Source organism: Streptosporangium sp. NPDC049248, from assembly GCF_040678965.1.
GTDB classification, from domain to species: domain Bacteria; phylum Actinomycetota; class Actinomycetes; order Streptosporangiales; family Streptosporangiaceae; genus Streptosporangium; species Streptosporangium fukuiense.
Genome location: NZ_JBFAQY010000003.1, coordinates 208,531 through 228,954 on the forward strand (window position 1 = coordinate 208,531; position 20,424 = coordinate 228,954).

The 20,424-nt window shown below is 70.7% G+C and carries 16 protein-coding genes; 6 read left to right on the forward strand and 10 right to left on the reverse strand.

The genetic code is table 11. The features are described 5' to 3' along the window. The first annotated feature begins 256 nt into the window (after positions 1-256). On the forward strand, positions 257-3,187 hold the full coding sequence (locus tag AB0K21_RS07635) for a glycosyl hydrolase (RefSeq protein WP_343962905.1): 2,931 nt from the start codon (positions 257-259) through the stop codon (positions 3,185-3,187). A 38-nt stretch (positions 3,188-3,225) separates the two neighbouring features. Here AB0K21_RS07635 and AB0K21_RS07640 read toward each other — a convergent pair whose 3' ends face one another. Beyond that, positions 3,226-4,146 carry a hypothetical protein gene (locus AB0K21_RS07640; protein ID WP_364148629.1) on the reverse strand — a complete coding sequence of 307 codons (921 nt, stop codon included), beginning with the start codon at positions 4,144-4,146 and terminating at the stop codon, positions 3,226-3,228. A gap of 296 nt (positions 4,147-4,442) precedes the next feature. Between AB0K21_RS07640 and AB0K21_RS07645 the strand changes: the two genes are divergently transcribed. From AB0K21_RS07645 to AB0K21_RS07665, 5 genes are all read left to right on the forward strand, one after another. Next, positions 4,443-5,516, forward strand: coding sequence for a hypothetical protein (locus AB0K21_RS07645; protein ID WP_364148631.1), 1,074 nt, complete (start codon positions 4,443-4,445; stop codon positions 5,514-5,516). 137 nt (positions 5,517-5,653) lie between these two features. Beyond that, positions 5,654-6,610, forward strand: coding sequence for a TIGR03885 family FMN-dependent LLM class oxidoreductase (locus AB0K21_RS07650; RefSeq protein WP_343962899.1), 957 nt, complete (start codon positions 5,654-5,656; stop codon positions 6,608-6,610). Between the two features lie 213 nt (positions 6,611-6,823). Beyond that, on the forward strand, positions 6,824-7,291 hold the full coding sequence (locus AB0K21_RS07655; protein ID WP_343962896.1) for an ATP-binding protein: 468 nt from the start codon (positions 6,824-6,826) through the stop codon (positions 7,289-7,291). Between the two features lie 147 nt (positions 7,292-7,438). Continuing rightward, complete coding sequence (locus AB0K21_RS07660; RefSeq protein WP_343962893.1) at positions 7,439-8,761, forward strand: MFS transporter; 1,323 nt, start codon at positions 7,439-7,441, stop codon at positions 8,759-8,761. A 253-nt stretch (positions 8,762-9,014) separates the two neighbouring features. Further along, positions 9,015-10,184, forward strand: coding sequence for a M20 family metallopeptidase (locus tag AB0K21_RS07665; RefSeq protein WP_343962891.1), 1,170 nt, complete (start codon positions 9,015-9,017; stop codon positions 10,182-10,184). A 12-nt stretch (positions 10,185-10,196) separates the two neighbouring features. Here the strand turns inward: AB0K21_RS07665 and AB0K21_RS07670 are convergent, their stop codons facing one another. The 9 genes from AB0K21_RS07670 to AB0K21_RS07710 all read right to left on the reverse strand — a co-directional run bounded on the left by AB0K21_RS07670 (position 10,197) and on the right by AB0K21_RS07710 (position 20,243). After that, positions 10,197-11,162, reverse strand: a complete 966-nt coding sequence (locus AB0K21_RS07670) for a D-isomer specific 2-hydroxyacid dehydrogenase family protein (protein ID WP_343962889.1) — start codon at positions 11,160-11,162, stop codon at positions 10,197-10,199. A 78-nt stretch (positions 11,163-11,240) separates the two neighbouring features. Then, entirely contained in the window at positions 11,241-12,173 is a 933-nt protein-coding gene (gene mltG / locus AB0K21_RS07675) for an endolytic transglycosylase MltG (protein ID WP_343962887.1), read from the reverse strand. Continuing rightward, complete coding sequence (locus AB0K21_RS07680; protein ID WP_343962885.1) at positions 12,170-12,682, reverse strand: SigE family RNA polymerase sigma factor; 513 nt, start codon at positions 12,680-12,682, stop codon at positions 12,170-12,172. Before AB0K21_RS07680 ends, mltG begins: the two co-directional genes overlap by 4 nt. Positions 12,683-12,983: 301 nt before the next feature. Beyond that, positions 12,984-14,264, reverse strand: coding sequence for an NAD(P)/FAD-dependent oxidoreductase (locus AB0K21_RS07685; RefSeq protein WP_343962882.1), 1,281 nt, complete (start codon positions 14,262-14,264; stop codon positions 12,984-12,986). Then, a complete protein-coding gene (locus AB0K21_RS07690; protein ID WP_343962880.1) occupies positions 14,261-15,634 on the reverse strand; it encodes an NAD(P)/FAD-dependent oxidoreductase in 1,374 nt (457 codons plus the stop codon). Before AB0K21_RS07690 ends, AB0K21_RS07685 begins: the two co-directional genes overlap by 4 nt. Further along, a complete protein-coding gene (locus tag AB0K21_RS07695) occupies positions 15,631-17,064 on the reverse strand; it encodes an FGGY family carbohydrate kinase (RefSeq protein ID WP_364148636.1) in 1,434 nt (477 codons plus the stop codon). Before AB0K21_RS07695 ends, AB0K21_RS07690 begins: the two co-directional genes overlap by 4 nt. Further along, positions 17,061-18,608: an amino acid permease gene (locus tag AB0K21_RS07700; protein ID WP_364148638.1), complete on the reverse strand. Its 1,548-nt coding sequence runs from the start codon at positions 18,606-18,608 to the stop codon at positions 17,061-17,063. Before AB0K21_RS07700 ends, AB0K21_RS07695 begins: the two co-directional genes overlap by 4 nt. A gap of 103 nt (positions 18,609-18,711) precedes the next feature. Then, positions 18,712-19,509, reverse strand: a complete 798-nt coding sequence (locus tag AB0K21_RS07705; protein ID WP_364148640.1) for a DeoR/GlpR family DNA-binding transcription regulator — start codon at positions 19,507-19,509, stop codon at positions 18,712-18,714. Between the two features lie 395 nt (positions 19,510-19,904). Continuing rightward, entirely contained in the window at positions 19,905-20,243 is a 339-nt protein-coding gene (locus AB0K21_RS07710) for a hypothetical protein (protein WP_364148642.1), read from the reverse strand. Positions 20,244-20,424 lie beyond the last annotated feature (181 nt).

Consider the following 20,424-nt stretch of genomic DNA (forward strand, 5'->3'; position numbering starts at 1 on the left):
TCAGGATAGGCCCATTTCTTGATTGTTGGCCAGGGGGGCGATGTGTCGCCTGCGGGGGCGAGGTGCGGGTGTCATGCGATGGAACGCCCTGTTTTCTGGGCCTATGCCGTCCCGCCTGCATATCTGCTCTTTACTTATTCGTTACCAACGCGAAACGTTGACTGCTGTGACGCGGGCCGTTACTTTGCGGTGAGAGAGCGCTCTCTCATTCCGGTCCGCTTCGGAGCCCGACTCCTCTCCCCGGAGGCACCCCCCAATGGATCCCTCGATCCGGACCACGGGTCCGGACAACGCGTATCCCCGCGAAGGACGACTCGCCCACCGCATCCGGACCCGCCGCAGGCGCCTCGCCGCCGGCGTGGCCGTCGCGCTGGTGGCCGGGCTGCTCGGCCTCGGCGCCGCCCACTCCGCCGAGGCGGCCACGGTCGGCGCCGGTGGCTACGCCGACACCCTCCCGGCCGGCCGCTCGCTGCCGACCGGCTGCGGCTCCCTCTCCACCAACCCCCGCCAGTGGGTGACGGCCAACGCCCCTGCCGGAGCCGTGCCCACCAACGACTGGTGGTCGTCGATCCTGTTCAAGAAGACCGACTGCGCGTACGGCGAGCCGCTGCATGCCCACCCGATCTCCTACGACACCTTCGGCAATGGCCTCGGCTTCTCCTACAACACCACCCCGCAGATCAGCGGCACCGCCACCGGGGTGGGGGAGTACCACTACCCGTACGTCGAGAACATCAGGGTCGGTGTCGCGGGCCTGAACTCGCCGGACGTCAAGGTCGACGGCTGGAGCGACTGGACCGTCACCCCGTACTGGAGCGGTGGCGGCCGGACCATGAAGGCCACCATCGGCCATGGCCTGCCGTTCGCCTACTTCCAGATCACCGGCGGCGACGCGCAGATCACCGCGGCCGGCACCCCCTCGGTCTGGTCCAACAGCGGCGCCACCATCGGTTTCACCGCGGGCGGCCGCGACTACGTCGCCTACGCCCCGACCGGCGCGACCTGGTCGGTGAGCGGCACGACGATCAGCTCGTCCCTCGCGGGCAAGGGCTTCTTCTCGGTGGCGGCGCTGCCCGCGGGCGGCGACCGCGCGACCCTGGCGAACACCTACGGCCAGTACGCGCACGCGCACGTCACCGGCACCCGGGTCTCGTACTCCTACACGCCGTCCAACAGCACGCTCACCACGACGTATGCCTTCACCACCACGGCCAGGCAGGGCAGCGCGACCGGCACGGTCATCGCGCTCTACCCGCACCAGTGGAACCACCTGACCGGCTCCACGCCGCTGGCGCAGACCTACGTCTCGGCGCGCGGCCAGATGAAGATCGTCACCGGTACGCAGTTCAGAACGTCGATGAAGTACACCGGTGTGCTGCCCGAGGTTCCCGCGGTGGCCGACAACTCGGGCGCCGACCTCACCACGATCACCAACCACCTCAACGCCGAACTCGGCAACCCGATGGACAACCGCGGCGACGACACCTACTGGACGGGCAAGGGCCTGGGCAGGGCCGCCCGCATCGCGGAGATCGCCGACCAGCTCAACCTGACGTCGGTGCGCACCGCCGCGCTGAACGCCATCCGCACCCGCCTCAACGACTGGTTCACCGCCTCACCCGGCAAGACCAGCCGGGTCTTCTACTACAACCCGGCCTGGGGAACCCTGCTCGGCTACCCGGCCTCGTACGGCTCCGACCTGGAGCTCAACGACCACCACTTCCACTACGGCTACTACATCGCGGCCGCCGCGACCCTGGCCAAGTTCGACCCCAACTGGGCGAAGACCAGCCAGTACGGCGGCATGGTGGACCTGCTGATCCGCGACGCCAACAACTACGACCGCGACGACACCCGCTTCCCGTACCTGCGTGACTTCGACATCTACGCGGGCCACGACTGGGCGGCCGGGCACGGCTCGTTCGGCTCGGGCAACAACCAGGAGTCCTCGTCCGAGGGCATGAACTTCGCCAACGCCCTCATCCAGTGGGGACAGGCCACCGGCAACACCGCGGTCCGCGACGCGGGCATCTACATCTACACGACCCAGAACGCGGCGATCCAGGAGTACTGGTTCGACGTGCGCGACCAGAACTTCCCCGCCGCCTTCGGCCACAGCACCGTCGGCATGGTCTGGGGCTCCGGCGCCGCCTACGCCACCTGGTTCAGCGCCGAGCCGGAGATGATCCAGGGCATCAACATGCTCCCGGTCACCGGCGGGCACTTCTACCTGGGCGACAACCCCGGCTACGTGACCACCAACTACAACGAACTGGTACGCAACAACGGCGGCCCGCCCACGGTGTGGCAGGACATCATCTGGGAGTTCCTCGCCCTGGGCAACGGCGACACGGCACTGGCGAACCTCAGGGCAGGCGGAGGCTTCACCCCGGAGGAGGGGGAGAGCAGGGCTCACACCTTCCACTGGATCCGCAACCTGGCAGCTCTGGGCAACGTGGACAACTCGGTGACCGCCAACCACCCGCTGGCCAAGGTGTTCAGCAAGAACGGCGCCCGGACCTATGTCGCGTCCAACATCACCGGCAGCGCGATCACGGTGACCTTCTCCAACGGCACGACGCTCAACGTGCCTGCGGGCAAGACCGTCACCTCGGGAGCCCTCACCTGGAGCGGCGGCAACGCCAACGGGGGCACCACCGGCCCCGACCCGACTCCCACGCCCACCTCGACCCCCACCCCGACCCCGACGGTGGGCCCCTTCACCGCGACGCGCTACCTGCAGTCCGGTGGCGGGCTGCCGGGCACGGCGGGCAGCGCGGGCACCGTCACGCTGGCCGCCGCCAACGGCAACCGCGACGGCACCCCGACCAACGCGCAGGTCTTCACGGCGACCGGCCTCACCGGCACCTACAACGGCGGCTCCACCACGTTCGACCTCTTCGTGGACGCGGGCACCACGGTCGCCAACGGCACCCAGATCCGCGTCTCCTACGATCTGACCGGCAACGGGAGCTGGGACAGGGTGGAGACCTACGCCTACTTCGCCACCGACCCGGTGACGGGCTGGGAGCACTACACGCAGGGCGCGGGGCCGCAGTCCGCCTCGGGGACGCTCGGCAACCTGTCGGGAGGCCAGGTGAAGGTCGAGGTCTGGAGCGCCATCGGCAACGGCACCACCGCCCTCGGCGTCGGCAACCAGTCCCTCGTACGGCTGCCGTTCAGCTGATCCACGACGGGGCGGCGGGTCTCCCGCCGCCCCCGACCTCAGCCGATCTTCGAGGGGAAGGCCGGGAGCGAGAGCTCCCGGCCGTTCTCGCTTCCGGCCGGCAGGCCGATCGGGCTCAGCGTCGGCGGGATGCCCGCCTTCACGACGGCCTCGGTCAGCGGGCGGAGCAGCCGGGCGAGGACGGAGGTCCGCTCGTCACCGAGGGCCCGCCAGGGACCGGCCGCGGCCTCGTCGGTCAGCCGTTCGATCCGCGCGCGCACCCGGGTGCCCTCGGCCGTGAGAGCGCCGGAGGCGTCGACCCATCCGCGCTCGCGCAGGGCGGCGGCACCGGACTGCCACTCCTCGTCCGGCCAGGGGCGTGCCACGCGCAGCAGGTCCAGGTCCGTCTCCCCGGCGGCGACCTTGAGCAGATGGGCCTGGGTGGGGGAGACGCCGTGGGCGACGAGCGCGGCCACGTGCCCGTCTCCCCGATGTTCGCGCAGCGTGGTCGCGGCCTGCCAGAGCAGCAGGTGCGGCTCGTCCGGCGCCGGCAGCGCCTGGTTGGCCGCGCTCAGCACCCGGCCGGCGGTGTCGGCGAGCCGGGCGGCCCGCCAGGCGAGGTCGGCCGCCGCGCGCAGGTCGTCCGGGCCGGCCACCTCGTCGGTGAGCAGGTTCCGCAGCGCCGCCTTCGCCCCGTCGAGCCGGGCGCGGAGCACGTCGCCGGGGGTCGCGAACGTCCACGCGTCGGGGAGTGCCCTGGAGACCTTGGCCGGAGGGAAGCCGTGGAAGGCGGCCGTGACGACGTCGGGGCCGACCGGTCCGAGCGGCGCCGCCCTGGTCGCGAAGTACCCCATCCAGAAGCCGCGCATGCCGACCGCGTCGGACGCCGCCCGAGCCTCCGGGGCGAAGTAGGTGACGGCGTGCAGAGGCTCCAGCAGTCGCCACATGACACGCGGAACGTTCGGTTCGTGCTCCGGCACGGTCTCACACCCTGTCTCATGGATCCTGGCGGATCGGCTGTGCATGTTCATACGGTACTCGGCGAAATGACCGTTGATCGCCTTTGGGAAGATCCGCTCATCTGGTCCGAACACTGACCTGATCAGCGAAGATGGGTCATCCTCCCGGTAAGGTTGGGTCTTCTCAAGGGATGCCGCGCGGGTTATCAAGAACTCGGAGCGAATTGTGATCCCAGACGGTCCATTCTCTGCCGCCGAGCTCCCGGTGCCACCGTCACGTCTGGTCGCCCAACCCCCCCGAGCCGATGGAGAACCGCGTGCGTCAGTTACTCATAGTGATCACAGGAATCCTTTGTGTCGTCGCCATGCTGGCGACGGGCGTCACGGCCGCGCAGGCGGCCGTCCCCGACAGATGGGGTTTCGCCGTCGTCGACGTCACCTCGGGTATCCCCAACCCCGGCCACCAGGCCGGTAGCTGGCCGGGAGGCTTCAACGTCACCGTCTCCCCGGGCGGGGTAGGGCAGACGTTCGTGAGGTTCCCGCAGATCGCGACCACCAAGGGCGTGGTCCACGTCACGGCGATCTCCCAGACCGCCTACTGGTGCCAGGTGCAGAAGTGGGGACCCGCGGGGGCCGACCTGGTGGTGGCGGTGCAGTGCTATCGCTACGGTGGGGCCCCGGTCTCCACCCCGTACAGCATCGTCTTCGAGGAGAGCACCGGCCTGCTGCCCGCGCCGGAGGCGCTCGGCTACGTGTACTACGACGGCACCTCCATCGTCAACCAGTTCAACTCGGCCGGGGCGGGGAACGCCGTCGCCGGCGGCGGAGGCTCCTGGACGGTCACTCTGCCCGGCCTGGGCTCGGCCGGCTTCGCCGGCAACCTGCAGGTCACCGCGGTCGACTCCGTTCAGCCCGCCCGGTGCAAGGTCGCCAACTGGGTCCCGAGCGGAGGCGCGCAGACGGTCCAGGTGCGCTGTCACAACGCGACCAGCGCGCCGCTCAACACCGGCTGGACCCTTACCTACCAGCGGGAGCGGGCCATCACCGGCGCGGCGATCCCGCCGAAGAACTTCGCCTACACCTTCGACAACACCCCGGCCAACCCCGGCCCGTACGGACCGGTTCCTCCGGCGGTGAACTACAACTCCCAGGGCGGGCTGAACACCGTCCAGAGCTCGGGAGTCGGCCAGCGCATGGTGCTCTTCCCGATCGTGGGAGTCCTGCCGGACCACGTCCAGGTCACCGCGTACGGACCCGGTCCGGAGTTCTGCAACCTGCAGACCCTCTGGGCCACCAGCGGAGGTACCGCGTACGTTCGCAACGTCGTCTGCTACAACGCCGGCACCCGCCTCGACTACCCGTCCCTGGTCACCTACACCTCGGCCTTCTGAGACCGCGGGCACGGTCCCGGCCGGACCCCGGCCGGGACCGTGCCCGCGGCGGCGCGACCCCCGCCCGCACCGGCCGCCGCCATCCCTCGGGCGCGTCCTTCCGGAATGGACGCCCCTCTTCCGGGTAGCCGGGGACGATGACGACCTACGGCTTTCACTCCTCACACGAGCAGATCCATCCGGCAGAACTGCTGAAGGCGGTCACCCGGGCCGAGCAGGCGGGGTTCGCGGCGGCGATGTCGTCGGACCACTTCTCCCCGTGGAGCGGGCGGCAGGGGCAGTCGGGGTTCGCCTGGTCCTGGCTGGGCGCGGCGCTGCAGGCCACCGGCCTGCCGTTCGGCGTGGTCAACGCCCCCGGGCAGCGCTACCACCCCGCGATCGTGGCCCAGGCGATCGGTACCCTCGGGGCGATGTACCCCGGGCGCTTCTGGGCCGCGCTCGGCACCGGCGAGGCGAGCAACGAGCACATCACCGGCGAGCGCTGGCCGCGCAAGGAGGTCCGCAAGCGGCGGTTGCGGGAGTGCGTCGACATCATCCGGGCGCTGCTGGCGGGGGAGGAGGTCAGCCACGACGGCCTGGTGACCGTGGACCGCGCCCGCCTGTGGAGCCGCCCGGACGTCCCGCCGAAGCTGGTCGGCGCGGCGGTGAGTGTCGAGACGGCCCGCTGGTGCGCGGAGTGGGCCGACGGACTGATCACCGTGAACGGGCCCGTCGACCGGCTGCGCGAGGTCGTCGGTGCCTATCGGGACGCCGGCGGCCGTGGAAAGGCGGCACTCCAGGTCCACCTCAGCTGGGCCGAGAACGAGGACGAGGCCATGGACATCGCCCACGACCAGTGGCGGAGCAACGTCTTCTCCCCGCCGGTGAGCTGGGATCTGGAGACCGCCGAACTCTTCGACGTGGTCTCCGCGGACGTCTCGCGGGAGAAGGTGGCCGAGGCGGTCAACGTCTCCTCCGACCTGGGCCGGCACGCCGCCTGGATCAACGAGTACGCGGACCTGGGGTTCGAGGAGATCTACCTGCACCACGTGGGCCGGCAGCAGGACGCCTTCATCGACGCGTTCGGCGCGAAGGTCCTTCCCCAGCTGCGCTGACCTCCGGTGCGGCGGCCGTGGCCCGCCGGTGACCTGGGGAATCCGCACCGAAGAGGTCCGGGTGATATCCGGTGACCCCCCACGGCGGCCAATGAAGTGAATTTTCCTCACTTTCGTGACATAGGACGGAAACAATTAAGGCGAAATCAATTCACAGATGCGGTTAGATGTTCTACCTTTGTTGTGGGAGCGCTCCCATCAGAAGGAGGCGCGGTGTCTCTCCACCACAGCTCATCCGCGGCGTACCTCGACGCCGTCCCCGAGTGCGCGGCCGAGTGCCTGCTGTCCGCCGCTCCGTCGAGCGTGCGTGACGCCCGTTCGATGGTTCGCCGGGAGCTCTCCCTGTGGGGTGCGGACGACCTCATAGACGACTGCGTGCTGGTCGTCAGCGAGCTGGTCACCAACGCCGTCAAGCACGGCGGTGCCGCGTGCGCACTGCGAATCCGCGGTGGCGGAGGGCTGGTCCACGGCGAGCTCTTCGACCCCGGGACGGGCGCGCCCCGCGTGTGCGCCCGCGACATGGAGGCCACCGGTGGCCGGGGCCTGCAGATCGTCGACGCCCTCGCCGACGACTGGGGTGTCACCTATTCCCCCTCGGGCGGCAAGACCGTCTGGTTCGTCCTCGGCCGCCCCGAGCCCGCCCGCCCTCATCCCACCGGTATCCCGGCCCTGCGGCTCTGACGGCGGTCCCGAGCACGACGGTCACGCGCCGGATGCGGGCCGCCCGGCGGGGCGTGTTACCGCACCCCGGCAGGTGAAGGCACAATCTCGGCGTATCTCCCCATAGGCTGCGGACAGCCGGCCCCCAGGGAGAGACACGCATCGCCCATGACCACGTACGACCACACCCGTCGCGCCTGTTACACGGGATATGTCACCCAGGCGATCGTCAACAACCTGGCTCCGCTGCTGTTCATCGTCTTCCAGACCCGTTACCAGCTGCCACTGGAGATGCTCGGCCGGCTGGTGCTGCTCAACTTCGCCACCCAGCTGGTCACCGACATCGTGGCAGTGAAGTTCGTGGACCGGACCGGTTACCGCATCCCGCTGGTGCTGGCACATGTCCTGTCGGCGCTGGGGCTGGTGTCGCTGGCGGTGGTCCCGGAGCTGTCACCCTCCCCGTACCTGGGACTGTGTGCCGCCATCGTCGTCTACGCCGTCGGCGGCGGTCTGCTGGAGGTGCTCGTCAGCCCCGTCGTGGACGCGCTGCCCAGCCCGCAGGAGGGCAAGGCCGCGGCGATGAGCCTGCTGCACTCCTTCTACTGCTGGGGACAGGTCGCGGTGGTGGCGGGCAGCACCCTGCTGCTGGCCTGGATCGGTCAGGGCGCCTGGCAGGTCCTGCCCGTCGCCTGGGCACTCATACCGCTGGTCAACATGGTGGCCTTCCTGAAGGTGCCGCTGCCCGCGACCGTCCCGGACGAGCACCGCACCGCACTGCGGGAACTCTTCCGCGCCCCCGCCTTCGCCGCGGCCGTCGTGCTGATGCTCTGCGCCGGCGCGGCCGAGCTGACCATGTCGCAGTGGTCCTCCCTCTTCGCGGAGGAGGGGCTGGGGGTCTCGAAAGTCTGGGGTGACCTGGCGGGTCCGTGCCTGTTCGCGGTCCTGATGGGCGTCGGACGCATCGTCTACGGACTGTGGGGCGAGCGGATCCCGCTGGTACCCGCGATGACCTCGTGCGGCGCGCTGGCGGCCGTCTGTTACCTGGTGGCCTGCCTGTCCGCCGACCCGGTGGTCAGCCTCGTCGGCTGCGCGGTGTGCGGCCTGGCAGTCAGCCTGCTGTGGCCGGGGACCTTCAGCCTCGCCGCCGCCCGCTTCCCGCTCGGCGGCGCGGCCATGTTCGGCGTGCTGGCCGTCTTCGGCGACGCCGGCGGCGCGGCCGGTCCCTGGATCGCCGGAGCCGCCGCGGACGCCTCCGCCGCGGCCACCGGGCTTCTGGGTGATCTGTCGGCCGTGCTCCCCGACGACGGTGGTTCGGGTCTGCGCGCCGGCATCCTCGTCGCCACCGCCTTCCCGCTCGCCGTCGTCGCGGTCACCCTCGCGTACGGCATCCGGGCCGGGCGCGCGGGCATCGTGACAGGCGACATCGTGACGGGTGATGCGGACGGTGAGGCGGCCGGTGACCCGCCCAGGGATCCTCGCCTCACAGGATGAGTCGCGGCGGTGCCGGCGCCGGGCCCCTGCCGACGCTCCGAGTGGTTCAGGGGGTTCAGAAGGGTATGACGAGCCTTGTCATACCCGATCACCGGGCCGCCGACCACAGAGGAGTATTTGATGGATTCGCACCCGTCCGACAGGATCGCCGTGGTCGACGGCGTGAGCGGGGGCATCGGCCCGGCCGTGGCCCACGTGCTCGGCGGGGAGGGCGCATGAGGGACGGCCGCCCCCGCGGTCTCGGGGGAAGACGGTGAGCGAGATCGGCGCGCGGCTCCGCGACGCGCTCCACGCCGAGTTGCCCGCCGCCTACCGGCTGCGCCGGGAACTGCACGCCGAGCCGTGCCTGTCCGGCCAGGAGGAGCCGACGCTCAAACGGGTGCTGGACGCGCTGCCCGAGGGCAGCGCGATGGAGCGGGTGGCCGGGACCGGCGCGCTCCTCCGGGTCGGCGGCGACGGCCTGGCCGTCGGGGTGCGCGGGGAGCTGGACGCCCTGCCGATCCCCGAGGAGACGGGGGTGCCCTGGGCCTCGCAGAACGGTGCCATGCACGCCTGCGGCCACGACGTCCACCTCGCCGCCCTGGTCGCGCTGACCAGGGCGATCGACCACGTGAAGGCGCCGGCGCCGATGGTCGCGGTGCTACAGCCTCGCGAGGAGGGTCCCCCCTCCGGCGCCCGTGACATCGTCGAGTCGGGCGCGCTCCAGCGGAACCTGATCGGCGCCATGATCGCGGCACACGTCCAGCCGGTGCTCGCCGCCGGTCAGACGGCCTGCACTCCCGGCGCGGTCAACGCCTCCGCGGACCAGTTCACCGTCATCGTCAAGGGGCAGGGCGGGCACGCGGCCTATCCCCATCTGGCCCGCGACCCGATCCTGGCACTCGCCCAGGTCATCGTGGCCGCCCAGCAACTGGTCAGCCGCGACGCCGACCCGATGACGCCGACGGTGGTCACCTTCGGGACCGTGGTGGCGGGCAGCGCTCCGAACGCGATTCCAGGGCAGGCCGCCGCTCGCGGCACCATCCGTACGATGTCGGAGTCCTGGCGCCGGCATCTGCACCAGCGCTTCCACGAGCTCGCCGAGGGCGTCGCCCGCGCCTACGGCTGCGAGGCGGAGATGCGGATCACCTACGGGGATCCGGTGCTCGTCAACGACGCCCGCCTCGCCGAGGAGACCGGCTGCATCCTCGTCGACGCCGCCCACCACATGCCCGCCACGTTGCGCTCCTGCGGTGCCGATGACTTCGCCCACTTCGCGTCGGTCGTGCCGTCGCTGATGCTGTTCGTGGGCACCGACACGAAGGCGGGACTGCACAGCCCGTACTTCCTGCCCGGAGACGACACGGTGCGGGCGCTCGCCGAGAGCCTGCTCGCCGGCTACCTCGGCGCCGCGCAGGTGATCGGCGCGGGCCAGGGCCACTGATCCGGTCGCGGGTCAGTACCCCGCGGCGGGATCGACGACCCCCTCCAGCGGGAGGCCCGCCCGCAGGTTGCGCACGTTCCGCTCCAACCGCTCGCAGAACATCCGGGTGACGTACTCGGCGGAGTCGGCGCAGTGCGAGGTGATGAGCACCCTGGGGTCGGCCCAGAGCGGGTGCCCCTCGGGGAGCGGTTCCGGGTCCGTCACGTCCAGTCCGGCGGCGGAGATCGTCCCGGCGCGGAGGGCCTCGACGAGCGCGTCGGTCCGGATGTGCGCGCCGCGGGCGACGTTGACGACGACGGCGTGCGCAGGCAGCAGGGCCAGCTCGGTGGCGCCGATGACGTGGGTCGTCTCCGGCGTCAGGGCGAGGGCCAGCACCAGGATGTCGGTCTCCGGAAGCACCGTGGGCAGGGCTCCGGGCGGCAGCGTCTCCTCGGCGCCCTCGATGCTCTCCGCCCGGCGGCGGATCACCCGGATCCGGCACTCGAACGGCCGCAGGAGCCGGATGAGCTCGCCCGCTATACCGCCGCCGCCGAGGATCGTCACCCGCCGGCCGTGCAGGGACCGGGGATCGACCGGGCACCAGCGGGGGGTGCGCGCCTGCCGGGCGAGGTTGCGCAGGCAGGCCAGCATCAGCGTGAGCGCGTGCTCGCCGACCTGCCCGGCGAACGACCCCTTGGCACAGCTGAAGACCACCGGGCGGTCGAGCACGCCGGACGCGGTGAATCTCTCCACTCCCGCCCAGGGGAACTGCACCCAGCCGATCCGGGGGTGGGCGTCCAGAGTCGAGCGGAGCAGTTCCGGCTCACCGGGGATGAGCCACACCAGGCCGTCCGCCTCGGCGAGCGGGACGTTGACGCCCCCGCCGCCGGACACGGCCTCCTCGACCGCGAGGCGCAGGAGGTCGAGGCCGGGGGAGTTGGGGCGGTCGTAGGCCGCTCCCGCCCCCGGGGACGGGGCTATCGCGATTCGGGCTTCCATGACCGACATTCTGTATGTGGCCCACCGGCCGGGTTTCTCGGCGTCCCGCACTCGTCGCCGGACGCTGGCCGGGATCGATCACCCGGACCCGTGCTTCTCGCGTTCCTTGACCAGCTTGAAGAACTCCTGCTCGGAGGCCGCGAACTCGGTGACGCCCCGCTCCGGGTCGGTCACCACGAAGAACAGCCAGGGGCCGGCCGCCGGCCTCAGCGCGGCCTCGACGGCATCGGCGCCCGGGCTGCCGATGGGGCCGGGCGGCAGGCCGGGGCGCGCGTAGGTGTTGTACCGCGACGTGCTCCGGAGATCCTTGGTCGAGGCGCCGACGCTGAACTTGTTCAGGCCGTACAGGACTGTGCTGTCCAGTTGCAGCCTCATCTCGGGGGTGTGATCGAGCCGGTTGTGGATGACCCGCGCGATCTTGGGCATGTCCCGCCTGTCGGCCGCCTCGGCCTGGACGATGCTGGCGATGGTCAGGATCTCCAGTGGCGTACGGCCGACACGCCTGGCCCCCTCCACCAGCCTGGCGTCCTCGGCGGCGCGGGCGAAGCGCGCCACCATCGCGGCGAGGATCTCCTGCGGGCTCGACGCGGGCGAGACCTGATAGGTCCCGGGGAAGGCGAACCCTTCCAGCGCACCCTTGGCGTAGCCCGGAAGGCCGAGCGCCCCGCCGTCGGCGGCGGCCCGCCTGAACTCCGCCACCGGCCTGCCGGTGGCGGTCGACAGCCGCTCCAGGATCTGCGAGAGCCGCAGCCCCTCTTTCACGGTGACGCTCTTCGCGACCACCTCGCCGGTGCCCTGCCCGATGGGGGCCTCCGCCACCCGGGAGGACAGCCCCCCGACCACGAGCGTGGACCCGAGCGCCAGTACGGTGACGGCCGCGGCCGCCGCCAGGGCGAGGCCACGGCGGCGGGGCCGGCCCCCGGCGGCCCGGAGGAATCGGCTGGGTGGCGGCGGTTGCTCCTGGCCGGCCATGTCGGAGAGGGTCTCGCGCACCAGATCCTCGATGTTCATCGCAACTCCCTTACGGTGCTCAGTTCGGGGGCGGCCTTCCTCAGGCGCTCCAACGACCGGTAGATCTGGCTGCGCACCGACCCCACCCTGACACCGAGCAGTCGCGCGATCTCGGTCTCGGACAGGTCCTCGAAGTAGCGCAGTACGAGCATGGTCCGCTGCCGGGGCGTCAGCCGGGCGAGAGCCGTGCGCATCACCAGGCGCAGGTCCACGCTCTCGGCGTGCCCCTCGTCGGCCTGATCGGGCAGCCACTCGGTGGACACCTCCGCGACGCGGGAACGGCGTCGCCACCAGCTCACCTGCTCGTGGTACATGACGCGGCGGACGTACCCCTCGATGGCCGCCGGGTCGCGAAGAGAGCGCCACTTCGCCGCCGTCTTCGCCAGTGCCGACTGCACCAGGTCCTCGGCGGCGTGCCGGTCACCGGTCAGCAGGTACGCGGTACGGAACAGCGCCCCCGACCGATCGATGACGAACTCCCGGAAGCCCGCCTCAAATCCTGGATCCACCCGTCCTCCTCGCCATGTCACCAAGCAAGGACGCGGACAGGACGCCGATCTATGCCGACACGGCCGAACCGATCCGCACCGTCCGGTGCGGTGGCTCGGTGTCGCGGGTGGTGGACGAGGGCCGTTGATGTCTGTGGCGCGGTGCGGGGTGGAGGGTGAGTGGGTGGTTGAGCGCTGTTCGGTTTTGCGGGTTGGGGAGGGGGCTGAGGGTCAAAACCCCTGCGGAAAAGCCTGTCCCCTCACCCCGCACATACGAGCGGCCCCCGACCGGTCTGGTCGAGGGCCGCTCACCGGGGATGCGTCAGGTCTCCACGCCGATGTGCACCGGACCGGCGTCCGGCCTGACCGCGGTGAGGACGCTCGTCGGGATGCGGAACACCCGGCCGGGAGCCGCCGGCCACCACAGCCGCTTCCGGGCGATGACCCTCCCCTCCTGTCGGAGAACGATCCGGGGGAACGGGATGTAGCGGTCGCTCCACAGCAGCAGGCGGCGGCGGGCCGGGGCCGGATCCTTCGGGCGGAAGATCTCCGGCGCCACCCAGCGGAAGGGCGCGTCGGCGATGAGACGCACCTGCTCGGCCGGGGGGCTGCCGCCGCGCAACCAGGCGATGACGGCGCGCACGACGTGGGCGCCGTCGATCGCCGCGATGTCCGCGGTGTCGACCGGGTGGAGCAGGTTGCCCACGGCGAACACGCCCGGGGTGTCGGTACGCAGCGCGTTGTCGACCAGCGGGCCGTTCGTGCCGGGGTCCATGGTGATTCCCGCCGCGCGTACCAGCTCGTGGTCGGGGATCCAGTCACCGGTGAGGACGAGCGTGTCGCACTCGACGACCCGCCTTTTGCCGGTGTCGAGGTCCTCGATCTCGACGGCCCGCAGTTCCGGCCGGCCGATGACCTTCGTCACCCGGGTGCGGGTGGCGACCCTGGTACGGAAGAGGATCCGGCCGGGGACGCTGAACAGGGAGTAGGAGTCCGGCCGGGGATGCTCGGTGGTCATCAGGACGGTCCGGCAACCGGCCTCGCGCAGGGTCAGCGCGGCCGACCAGCTGACCAGCTCGGCGCCGACGACGACGGCTCTCTTCCCGACCTTCCCGTGCTGCAGGTGGACGAGATTCTGCAGGTGCCCGGTGGTGTAGACGCCGTGGGCGCGGTCTCCGGGAATGAGCCGGGCCGGTCGTGGGCGTTCCCGGGCACCGGTCGCCAGGATCACGGCCCGCGCCTCGACCCGGACGCGGCCCCGCGGGGTGGTGGCCTCGATCGTCCGGTCACCGGCCCAGTTCGTCACGGTGGCGTTCGTCAGGATCTTCGCACCGGCGGCCTCGGCCTGCCGGACGAGCCTCCTGGCGTAGGCAGGACCGCTCATGAAGCGCCGCATGTCCCTGATCCCGTAGCCGGGATGGTCGCTGTGCCGGGGGATGCCCCCGGCCGTGCTCTCCCGGTCGAGGACGAGGACGTCACCGTTGATCCTCGGCGCGAGTTCACGGGCGGCGCTCAGCCCTGAGGGGCCGGCGCCGACGATGACGACGGCCGGGGTGAGGACGGTGACGTCGCCGGTCGACGTCTCCGATGTCGTCGGTGTCATCGTCGCTCCTCCAGCAGCTTCTTGACCTCGGCGCCGCAGAAGAACCCCTGGCAGCGCCCGTTCATCGCCCGGGTGCGGCGGCGCAGTCCCTCCAGGGTGGCCGGCGGGATCGGCGACCGGAAGGTGTCACGGACCTCACCGGCGGTGACCCGCTCGCAGAAGCAGACCACCTTGCCGTAGGCGGGGTCGGCGGCGATCCGGGCGGCGTCCTGGTACGGGCGGGTGAACGCCTCGCCGAGGTTGGGCATGCGGGGCGGCTCCGGCAGCCTCTCCCGTGGTACGAGCGCCAGCCCGGCGTCGCGGGCCAGGCCGGCGACGTGCTCGGCGATGGCGATGCTGGCGGTCAGGCCGGTCGAGCGGATCCCGCCGACCAGCACGTAGCGCCGCCCGGCGTCGGCCTCGATGAGGTAGTCGGGATGGTCGCTCGCCGCGCGCAGGCCCGCGTAGGTCGCGGTGACCTCCTCAAGCAGCAGGTCGGGCATCAGCTTCTCGCCCTTGCCCAGCAGGAACTCGAATCCCTTCTCCGATGTCCCGGTGTCGGTGCGGTCGACGAGGTCCTCGGCGGTGGGACCGAGCAGCACGTTGCCGTAGACGGTGGGGCTGATCAGCACGCCCTTGCCCCGCGAGCTGGGCACCGGCAGAATGATCTTGTTGACCATCGGGCGGGCGAGCTTGTCGTAGACCAGCAGCTCGCCGCGGCGCGGCGTGACCGTGAAACGGTCGTGGCCGAACAGCCGGTCGACGACGTCGGCGCCGAGCCCGGCCGCGTTGACCACCCAGCGGGCGTGCACGTCCCCGCCGGAGGCGCGCAGCACCGTGCGGTCGCCGAGGTCCTCGACCGAGGTGACCGCCCGGTTCAGCAGCAGCGTCACCCCCCGGTTGACCGCGTCCGTGGCCAGGGCGAGGTTGGTGGTCCAGGTGCAGATGATCGACTCGTCGGGAACGGTCAGGCCGCCCAGGGCGCCTTCCCCGAGGTGGGGAAGTTGCCGGTACACCTCCTCGGGGCCGACGATCTCCGTCCTGTGGTACCCGTTCTGCTCCGCCTTCTCGCGCAGGCCCGGCAGCGCGTCCAGTTCCTCGGCGGTCCAGGCCACCAGCAGTGCCCCGGTGTGCTCGACCGGGATGCCGGTCAGCTCGGCGTACTCCGACAGCAGGTGGTAACCCTCACCGACCAGCCGGGATTCGAGGGTGCCGGGCTTGGCGTCGAAACCGGTGTGCAGGATGGCGGTGTTCGCCTTGCTCGTGCCGTCACCGACGTCGTCGCGCGCGTCGAGCAGCGCGACGCTCAGCTCGTGGCCGGCCAGCTTCCTGGCGATGGCCGAGCCGACGATGCCGGCACCGATCACCGCCACGTCGAACGTGGTGTTCATCGTGTTCCCTCCCGCGCCAGGGTGGCGCCGACCGCCTCCGCCCAGCGGGAGCGGAAGTCGGCCGCCTGATCAGCGGACCATCGGGGTTCGTAGGTCGTGCTGGGCTCCCACGGGTCGACCGCGTCCGCGAGGGAGAGCGACGGGTCGAGCGAGGCGCGGGCCAGCGCCACCGCCCCCATCGGGGTGGCGTGCTGGGAGGGGTAGACGTCGATCCGGATCCGCATCAGGTCGGCGACCGCCTGCATGAGGACCCTGCTGCGGGTGAGCCCGCCGTCCACCCGCAGCCGGGTCAGCGGCTGCCCGAGGTCGGCGGCGACGAGGTCGCCGAGCTCGGCGACCTGTGCCGCGATCCCCTGCAGCACGGCGAGCACGAGGTGCCCGGAACCGGTGGAGAGGGTCAGCCCGGAGAACGAGGCCTTGGCGTCGGGACGCCACCAGGGGGCCGCCAGGCCGGCCAACGCCGGCACGCACAGCACCCCCTCGGCATCCGCCGCCGCGACCACGTCTAGGTCCGCGGCACCGCGGATGAAGCCGAGATCCTGGATCCACCGTACGGCGGAGGCGGCCGTGTAGACCTGGCCGTCGAAGCAGTACGAGGTCTCCCCCCGGACCCGCCAGGCGACCGAGGCGGCCAGCCCGGCGGTGGAGCGCGCGGTGGAGGTGCCGGTGTTGGCCAGCAGGAACGCGCCGGTGCCGAAGGTGCACTTCGCCTCGCCCGGGTTCAGGCAGTTCTCGGCCAGCAGGGCGGCCTGCTGGTCGACCACGAGTCCGCCGACGGGGACGTTCCCGCCGAACGCGGAGGTGTGGCCGACCACCTCGTCACAGGAGACGATGCGCGGCAGGCGCTCGGTGCCGAGCCCGAACAGCTCCAGCAGCTCCGGGTCCCAGTCGCCGTCGTCGAGCCGGGTGACCAGCGACCGGCCGGCCGTGGCGACGTCCGTGACGAACTCCCCGGTCAGGTGGTGGATGATCCAGGAGTCGGAGGTGGTGACCACCCCCTCCCCGGTCACGTTCCGGCGTAGCCAGGCCATCTTCGGGGCGGAGAAGTACGGGTCCAGGATCAGCCCGGTGGTCGCGGCGATCCGGTCCTTGAACTCCTCCAGCTCCGCGCAGATGCTCTCCGAGCGGCGGTCCTGCCACACGATGGCGGCCGAGAGCGGTTCCCCCGTGGCGGGGTCCCACGCCAGGACGGTCTCGCCCTGGTTCGCCAGCGTGACGGCGTCGATCCGCACCCCGGCCCGCGCGACGGCCGCTCGGCCGGCGTTGAGCACCGAGTCGAGCAGTTCCCGGGGGTTCTGCTCGACCCCGCCGCCGGGCAGGTAGGTGGGGCGGACCGGGAGCTCGACGAGGCCGAGCACCTCACCGCGGGCGTCGACGACGATCGCCTTGGTGCCGGATGTTCCCTGATCTATCGCCAGTACCGTGGTCACCGTCGGTGGGTCCCCTCCGCGTGCCTGCCCTTGGCCGTACCCGAGGCGTCGGCGGTCAGCTCCGCGTCGATGGAGTGCATGTCCGGCATCACCAGGCCCTTGGCGCCCCTGGTGAACAGCAGGTAGGCGAAGTACACGGCGCCGAGGGCGAGCATGAGGAGCACGTAGACCCACGACTCCACGAACGAGGAGTCACGGAAGAGCAGCAGCTCGAACACCAGCCAGATCAGCGCGACGATGATCACCGGGATCTCCCAGCGGCCCAGGGCGAACCCCTTGCTCGGCGGCAGCGACTTCCGCTTGACCACGTACAGGACGACGGTGCCGGTGTAGATGATCGCCGGCAGCAGGGTGGCGGCGGCGAACAGGCCGAAGAGGGCGTCGGTCCGGGTGGAGAAGACCGCCAGGATCAGCTCGCCGATGACGAACATGAAGAGGGTGGCGTTCAGCGGGGTGCCGAAACGCGGGGAGACCTTGTGCAGGCCCTGCCAGCCGGGGAAGCGCTGGTCGCGGGACATCGCCCAGACCAGCCGCACGCCGGTCATCAGGATCACCATGCCGCAGGCGAAGATCGCGATGACCACCAGCACGAGCAGCGCCGTACCCACCACGGGGCCGAGCGACCGGCTGATCACGTCCGCGACCGGGGTTCCCGACTTGGCCAGCTCGACCGGGTCGCCGGCGAGCAGGGTGACGGCGACGAGGAACAGGAAGCCGAGCACACCGGAGGCGAGGACCGCCTGCCACATGGCGCGGGGGACGACCCGGGCCGGGTCCTTGGTCTCCTCGGCGAGGTTGGCCGCCGACTCGAAACCGACGATGGTGAACGCGCCGAGCAGGAAGCCCAGCATCCACGGGCCGGCCGAGGTGAGCGTGCCCATGCTGAGGTAGCCCTCGGACGGGATGGCGCCGGTGCTGAACAGGTTGGCGAAGTTGACCTCCTTGGCGACGAATCCCACGATCAGCAGCAGCAGGACGAGGGCGATCATGCCGATCAGCTCCGCCGTCACGGCGAAGTTGTTGACCCGCTCGGTCCACTTCGTGGAGAGCCCGACCAGCAGCGCCTGGCACAGGATGACCACACCGGTGATCACCCAGGCGTTCAGCGCGGTGCCCTCGTAGCTCAGCAGCACGGGCATCACGGTGGAGGCGATGGTGTAGTCCACCGCCACGACCACGACACCGAGGAACGAGAACGAGACCCAGCCGATGATCCAGCCGAGCACGGGGTTGGCCAGCCGGGACATCCACTGGTAGGAGTAGCCGGTCACCGGGATGCGGGCGGCCAGCGAGCCGAAGATGAAGGCGACGGCGAGCTGGCCGACGATCACGAGCGGCCAGGTCCAGATGCCCGCGGGGCCCGAGGTGTTCAGCACCGAGCCGTAGGTGGTGAAAATGCCGGTGGCGATCGAGACGAAGGCGAATGCCACGGCGAACGAGGCGAAACGCCCGGTGCCGCGCTTCATCGCCTGCTTGTAGCCGAATTCCTCAACACTTGCGCCGCTCTCCTGATTGCCCGGCGCGGGTGGTGAATACTGGGTCATGGACCTACAACTCCTGTGTTTCCTGTCAGATGGTGCATCGGCGTGGTAGTCCGAGCCGGGTGGCGTTGCCGCGCCGCCCGGCTCCTTCGACGGTCGGGAACGTTCAAGAGAGCACGATCACCCCGTTCCCGCGGGTGATCGCGTCCTGGATGCCGGAGGGTGGTTCCGCCTCGGTGATGAGACCGCCGAGCTCGCCCAGCTCGGCGACTCGGTGCCGGGCGACCAGGCCGAACTTGCTCGAGTCGGCGAGTACGTACGAACGCGTCGCGTTCCTGAGGATGATCTTCCGGACCGCGATCTCGTCCAGGTAGTAGTCGGTCAGGCCGGTCGCGGCGTCGACACCGCCCGACCCGAGGAACGCGACGTCCGGGTTCAGGTCCGCGAAGAACGCCTGGGCCACCGAGTTCGAGAGCGCGAGGTCTCCGCCGCGCAGCCTGCCCCCGCAGACGAGGACCTCGATGCCGGGCCGCTCGGAGAGTTCCGCCGCGACCAGCAGGGAACAGGTGGCCACGGTCCCGGTGAAGTCGAGCGGCAGGGCACGGGCGACCTGGACGGCGGTGGTTCCCACGTCGATCACCACGGTCTGGCCGGGGTGCACCAGCCCGGCGGCGGCACGGCCGATGCGCGTCTTGGCGTCCGCGGCGGTCCCGGTGCGTTCGGCGAAGGGAGCCTCCTCGCCGGCGGCCTGCCCGAGCGTGATGGTCGCGCCCCCGTGCACGCGCGACAGCCTCCCCTGGCGCTCAAGCGCCACGAAGTCTCGGCGGATCGTCTCCGCCGAGACGCCGAGCTCGTGCGCGAGGTCGTCGGTGCTGACGACGCGGGAGACCCGCAGTGCCTCCCCGATGCGCGCGTGCCGCTCAGCGGGCAGCACGATTGCCCACTTCTGTGGAAGTTTGTGCATGCATGAGGGGAATTATGCTTTGGTGTGGTTACCGCGTCAATACTTTGCGCTACCGGGCCGGAAAGCTTTACCGGGATCTCCGCCTGGCGGTAGGCGGAGTGCGGCCCTTTCGTCTGGGCTCATGATCCCCTGGGGCTTTCTCGCCGGGTGACCGCCTCGGGCGTTCCCGGTCATCGGCGGGCATCGGGCGTGTGCGACCGGCCGGCGCGGGCCGGGCGATGACGGACGTACCGTGCGGCCACCGGTGCCGTTCCACGTCGCGGGGGCTTCGGCCGGTCGAACACGAGAGGCCCCGCAGCGGGCCGGATCGCCGAAATGATTAAGAGATATGGCTGACGTTTGAAAGTGGCCGCGATCGCCTCGGTGCCGGTTGGGGGGAGTTTTTTGGTTCCTGGTTACCGGCAGAATCGGTCGTGGCCGTCGTCGTAGCCGTCCAGCCAGCCCCTGTCGTAGTCACTTATTCTCAGTGCCAGGCCGGGCAATTCTCCCGATTTCGCCCTTGGCCTTGAGCAGTCCTGTCCGGCGGCCCGGTAGCCGTCTCGATAGCCGTTCCAGTATCCGCCTCTCGGGTCCCTGGCCGGCGGGGTCGGCTCCGTCACCCTGGCAGGCAGGGTGCTCGCCGCCGGTGACGCGGGATCAGGCGTGGCCGAGGCGTGTGAGAACGGGACCGGTCCAAGGGCCAGGGCCGCGAGAAGCGCCGGGCCGAGCACCATCAACTGTCGCTTTCCGTACATGGGTTCCTCCTCTGAACGGCCGCGAGTCGGATCACTTTGCGGCCATGGGCACCAGGCACGATATAAGGCGAACCCTTTGGAGTCAGGGAGCTGATTGTCTGCTTTCGCATTCTTGAAGTAGGTATATTTGGTGCAAATTTCCCTGCGAATCCGTTTGTTCGGGCAATTTCCAGGAAAAGCG

Excerpts from the sequence above, each read along its gene's own strand:
- AB0K21_RS07635 (WP_343962905.1), top strand. The coding sequence starts at position 257 with ATGGATCCCTCGATCCGGACCACGGGTCCGGACAACGCGTATCCCCGC.
- AB0K21_RS07650 (WP_343962899.1), top strand. The coding sequence starts at position 5,654 with ATGACGACCTACGGCTTTCACTCCTCACACGAGCAGATCCATCCGGCA.
- AB0K21_RS07660 (WP_343962893.1), top strand. The coding sequence starts at position 7,439 with ATGACCACGTACGACCACACCCGTCGCGCCTGTTACACGGGATATGTC.
- AB0K21_RS07670 (WP_343962889.1), bottom strand. The coding sequence starts at position 11,162 with ATGGAAGCCCGAATCGCGATAGCCCCGTCCCCGGGGGCGGGAGCGGCC.
- mltG (WP_343962887.1), bottom strand. The coding sequence starts at position 12,173 with ATGAACATCGAGGATCTGGTGCGCGAGACCCTCTCCGACATGGCCGGC.
- AB0K21_RS07685 (WP_343962882.1), bottom strand. The coding sequence starts at position 14,264 with ATGACACCGACGACATCGGAGACGTCGACCGGCGACGTCACCGTCCTC.
- AB0K21_RS07690 (WP_343962880.1), bottom strand. The coding sequence starts at position 15,634 with ATGAACACCACGTTCGACGTGGCGGTGATCGGTGCCGGCATCGTCGGC.
- AB0K21_RS07700 (WP_364148638.1), bottom strand. The coding sequence starts at position 18,608 with ATGACCCAGTATTCACCACCCGCGCCGGGCAATCAGGAGAGCGGCGCA.
- AB0K21_RS07705 (WP_364148640.1), bottom strand. The coding sequence starts at position 19,509 with ATGCACAAACTTCCACAGAAGTGGGCAATCGTGCTGCCCGCTGAGCGG.
- AB0K21_RS07710 (WP_364148642.1), bottom strand. The coding sequence starts at position 20,243 with ATGTACGGAAAGCGACAGTTGATGGTGCTCGGCCCGGCGCTTCTCGCG.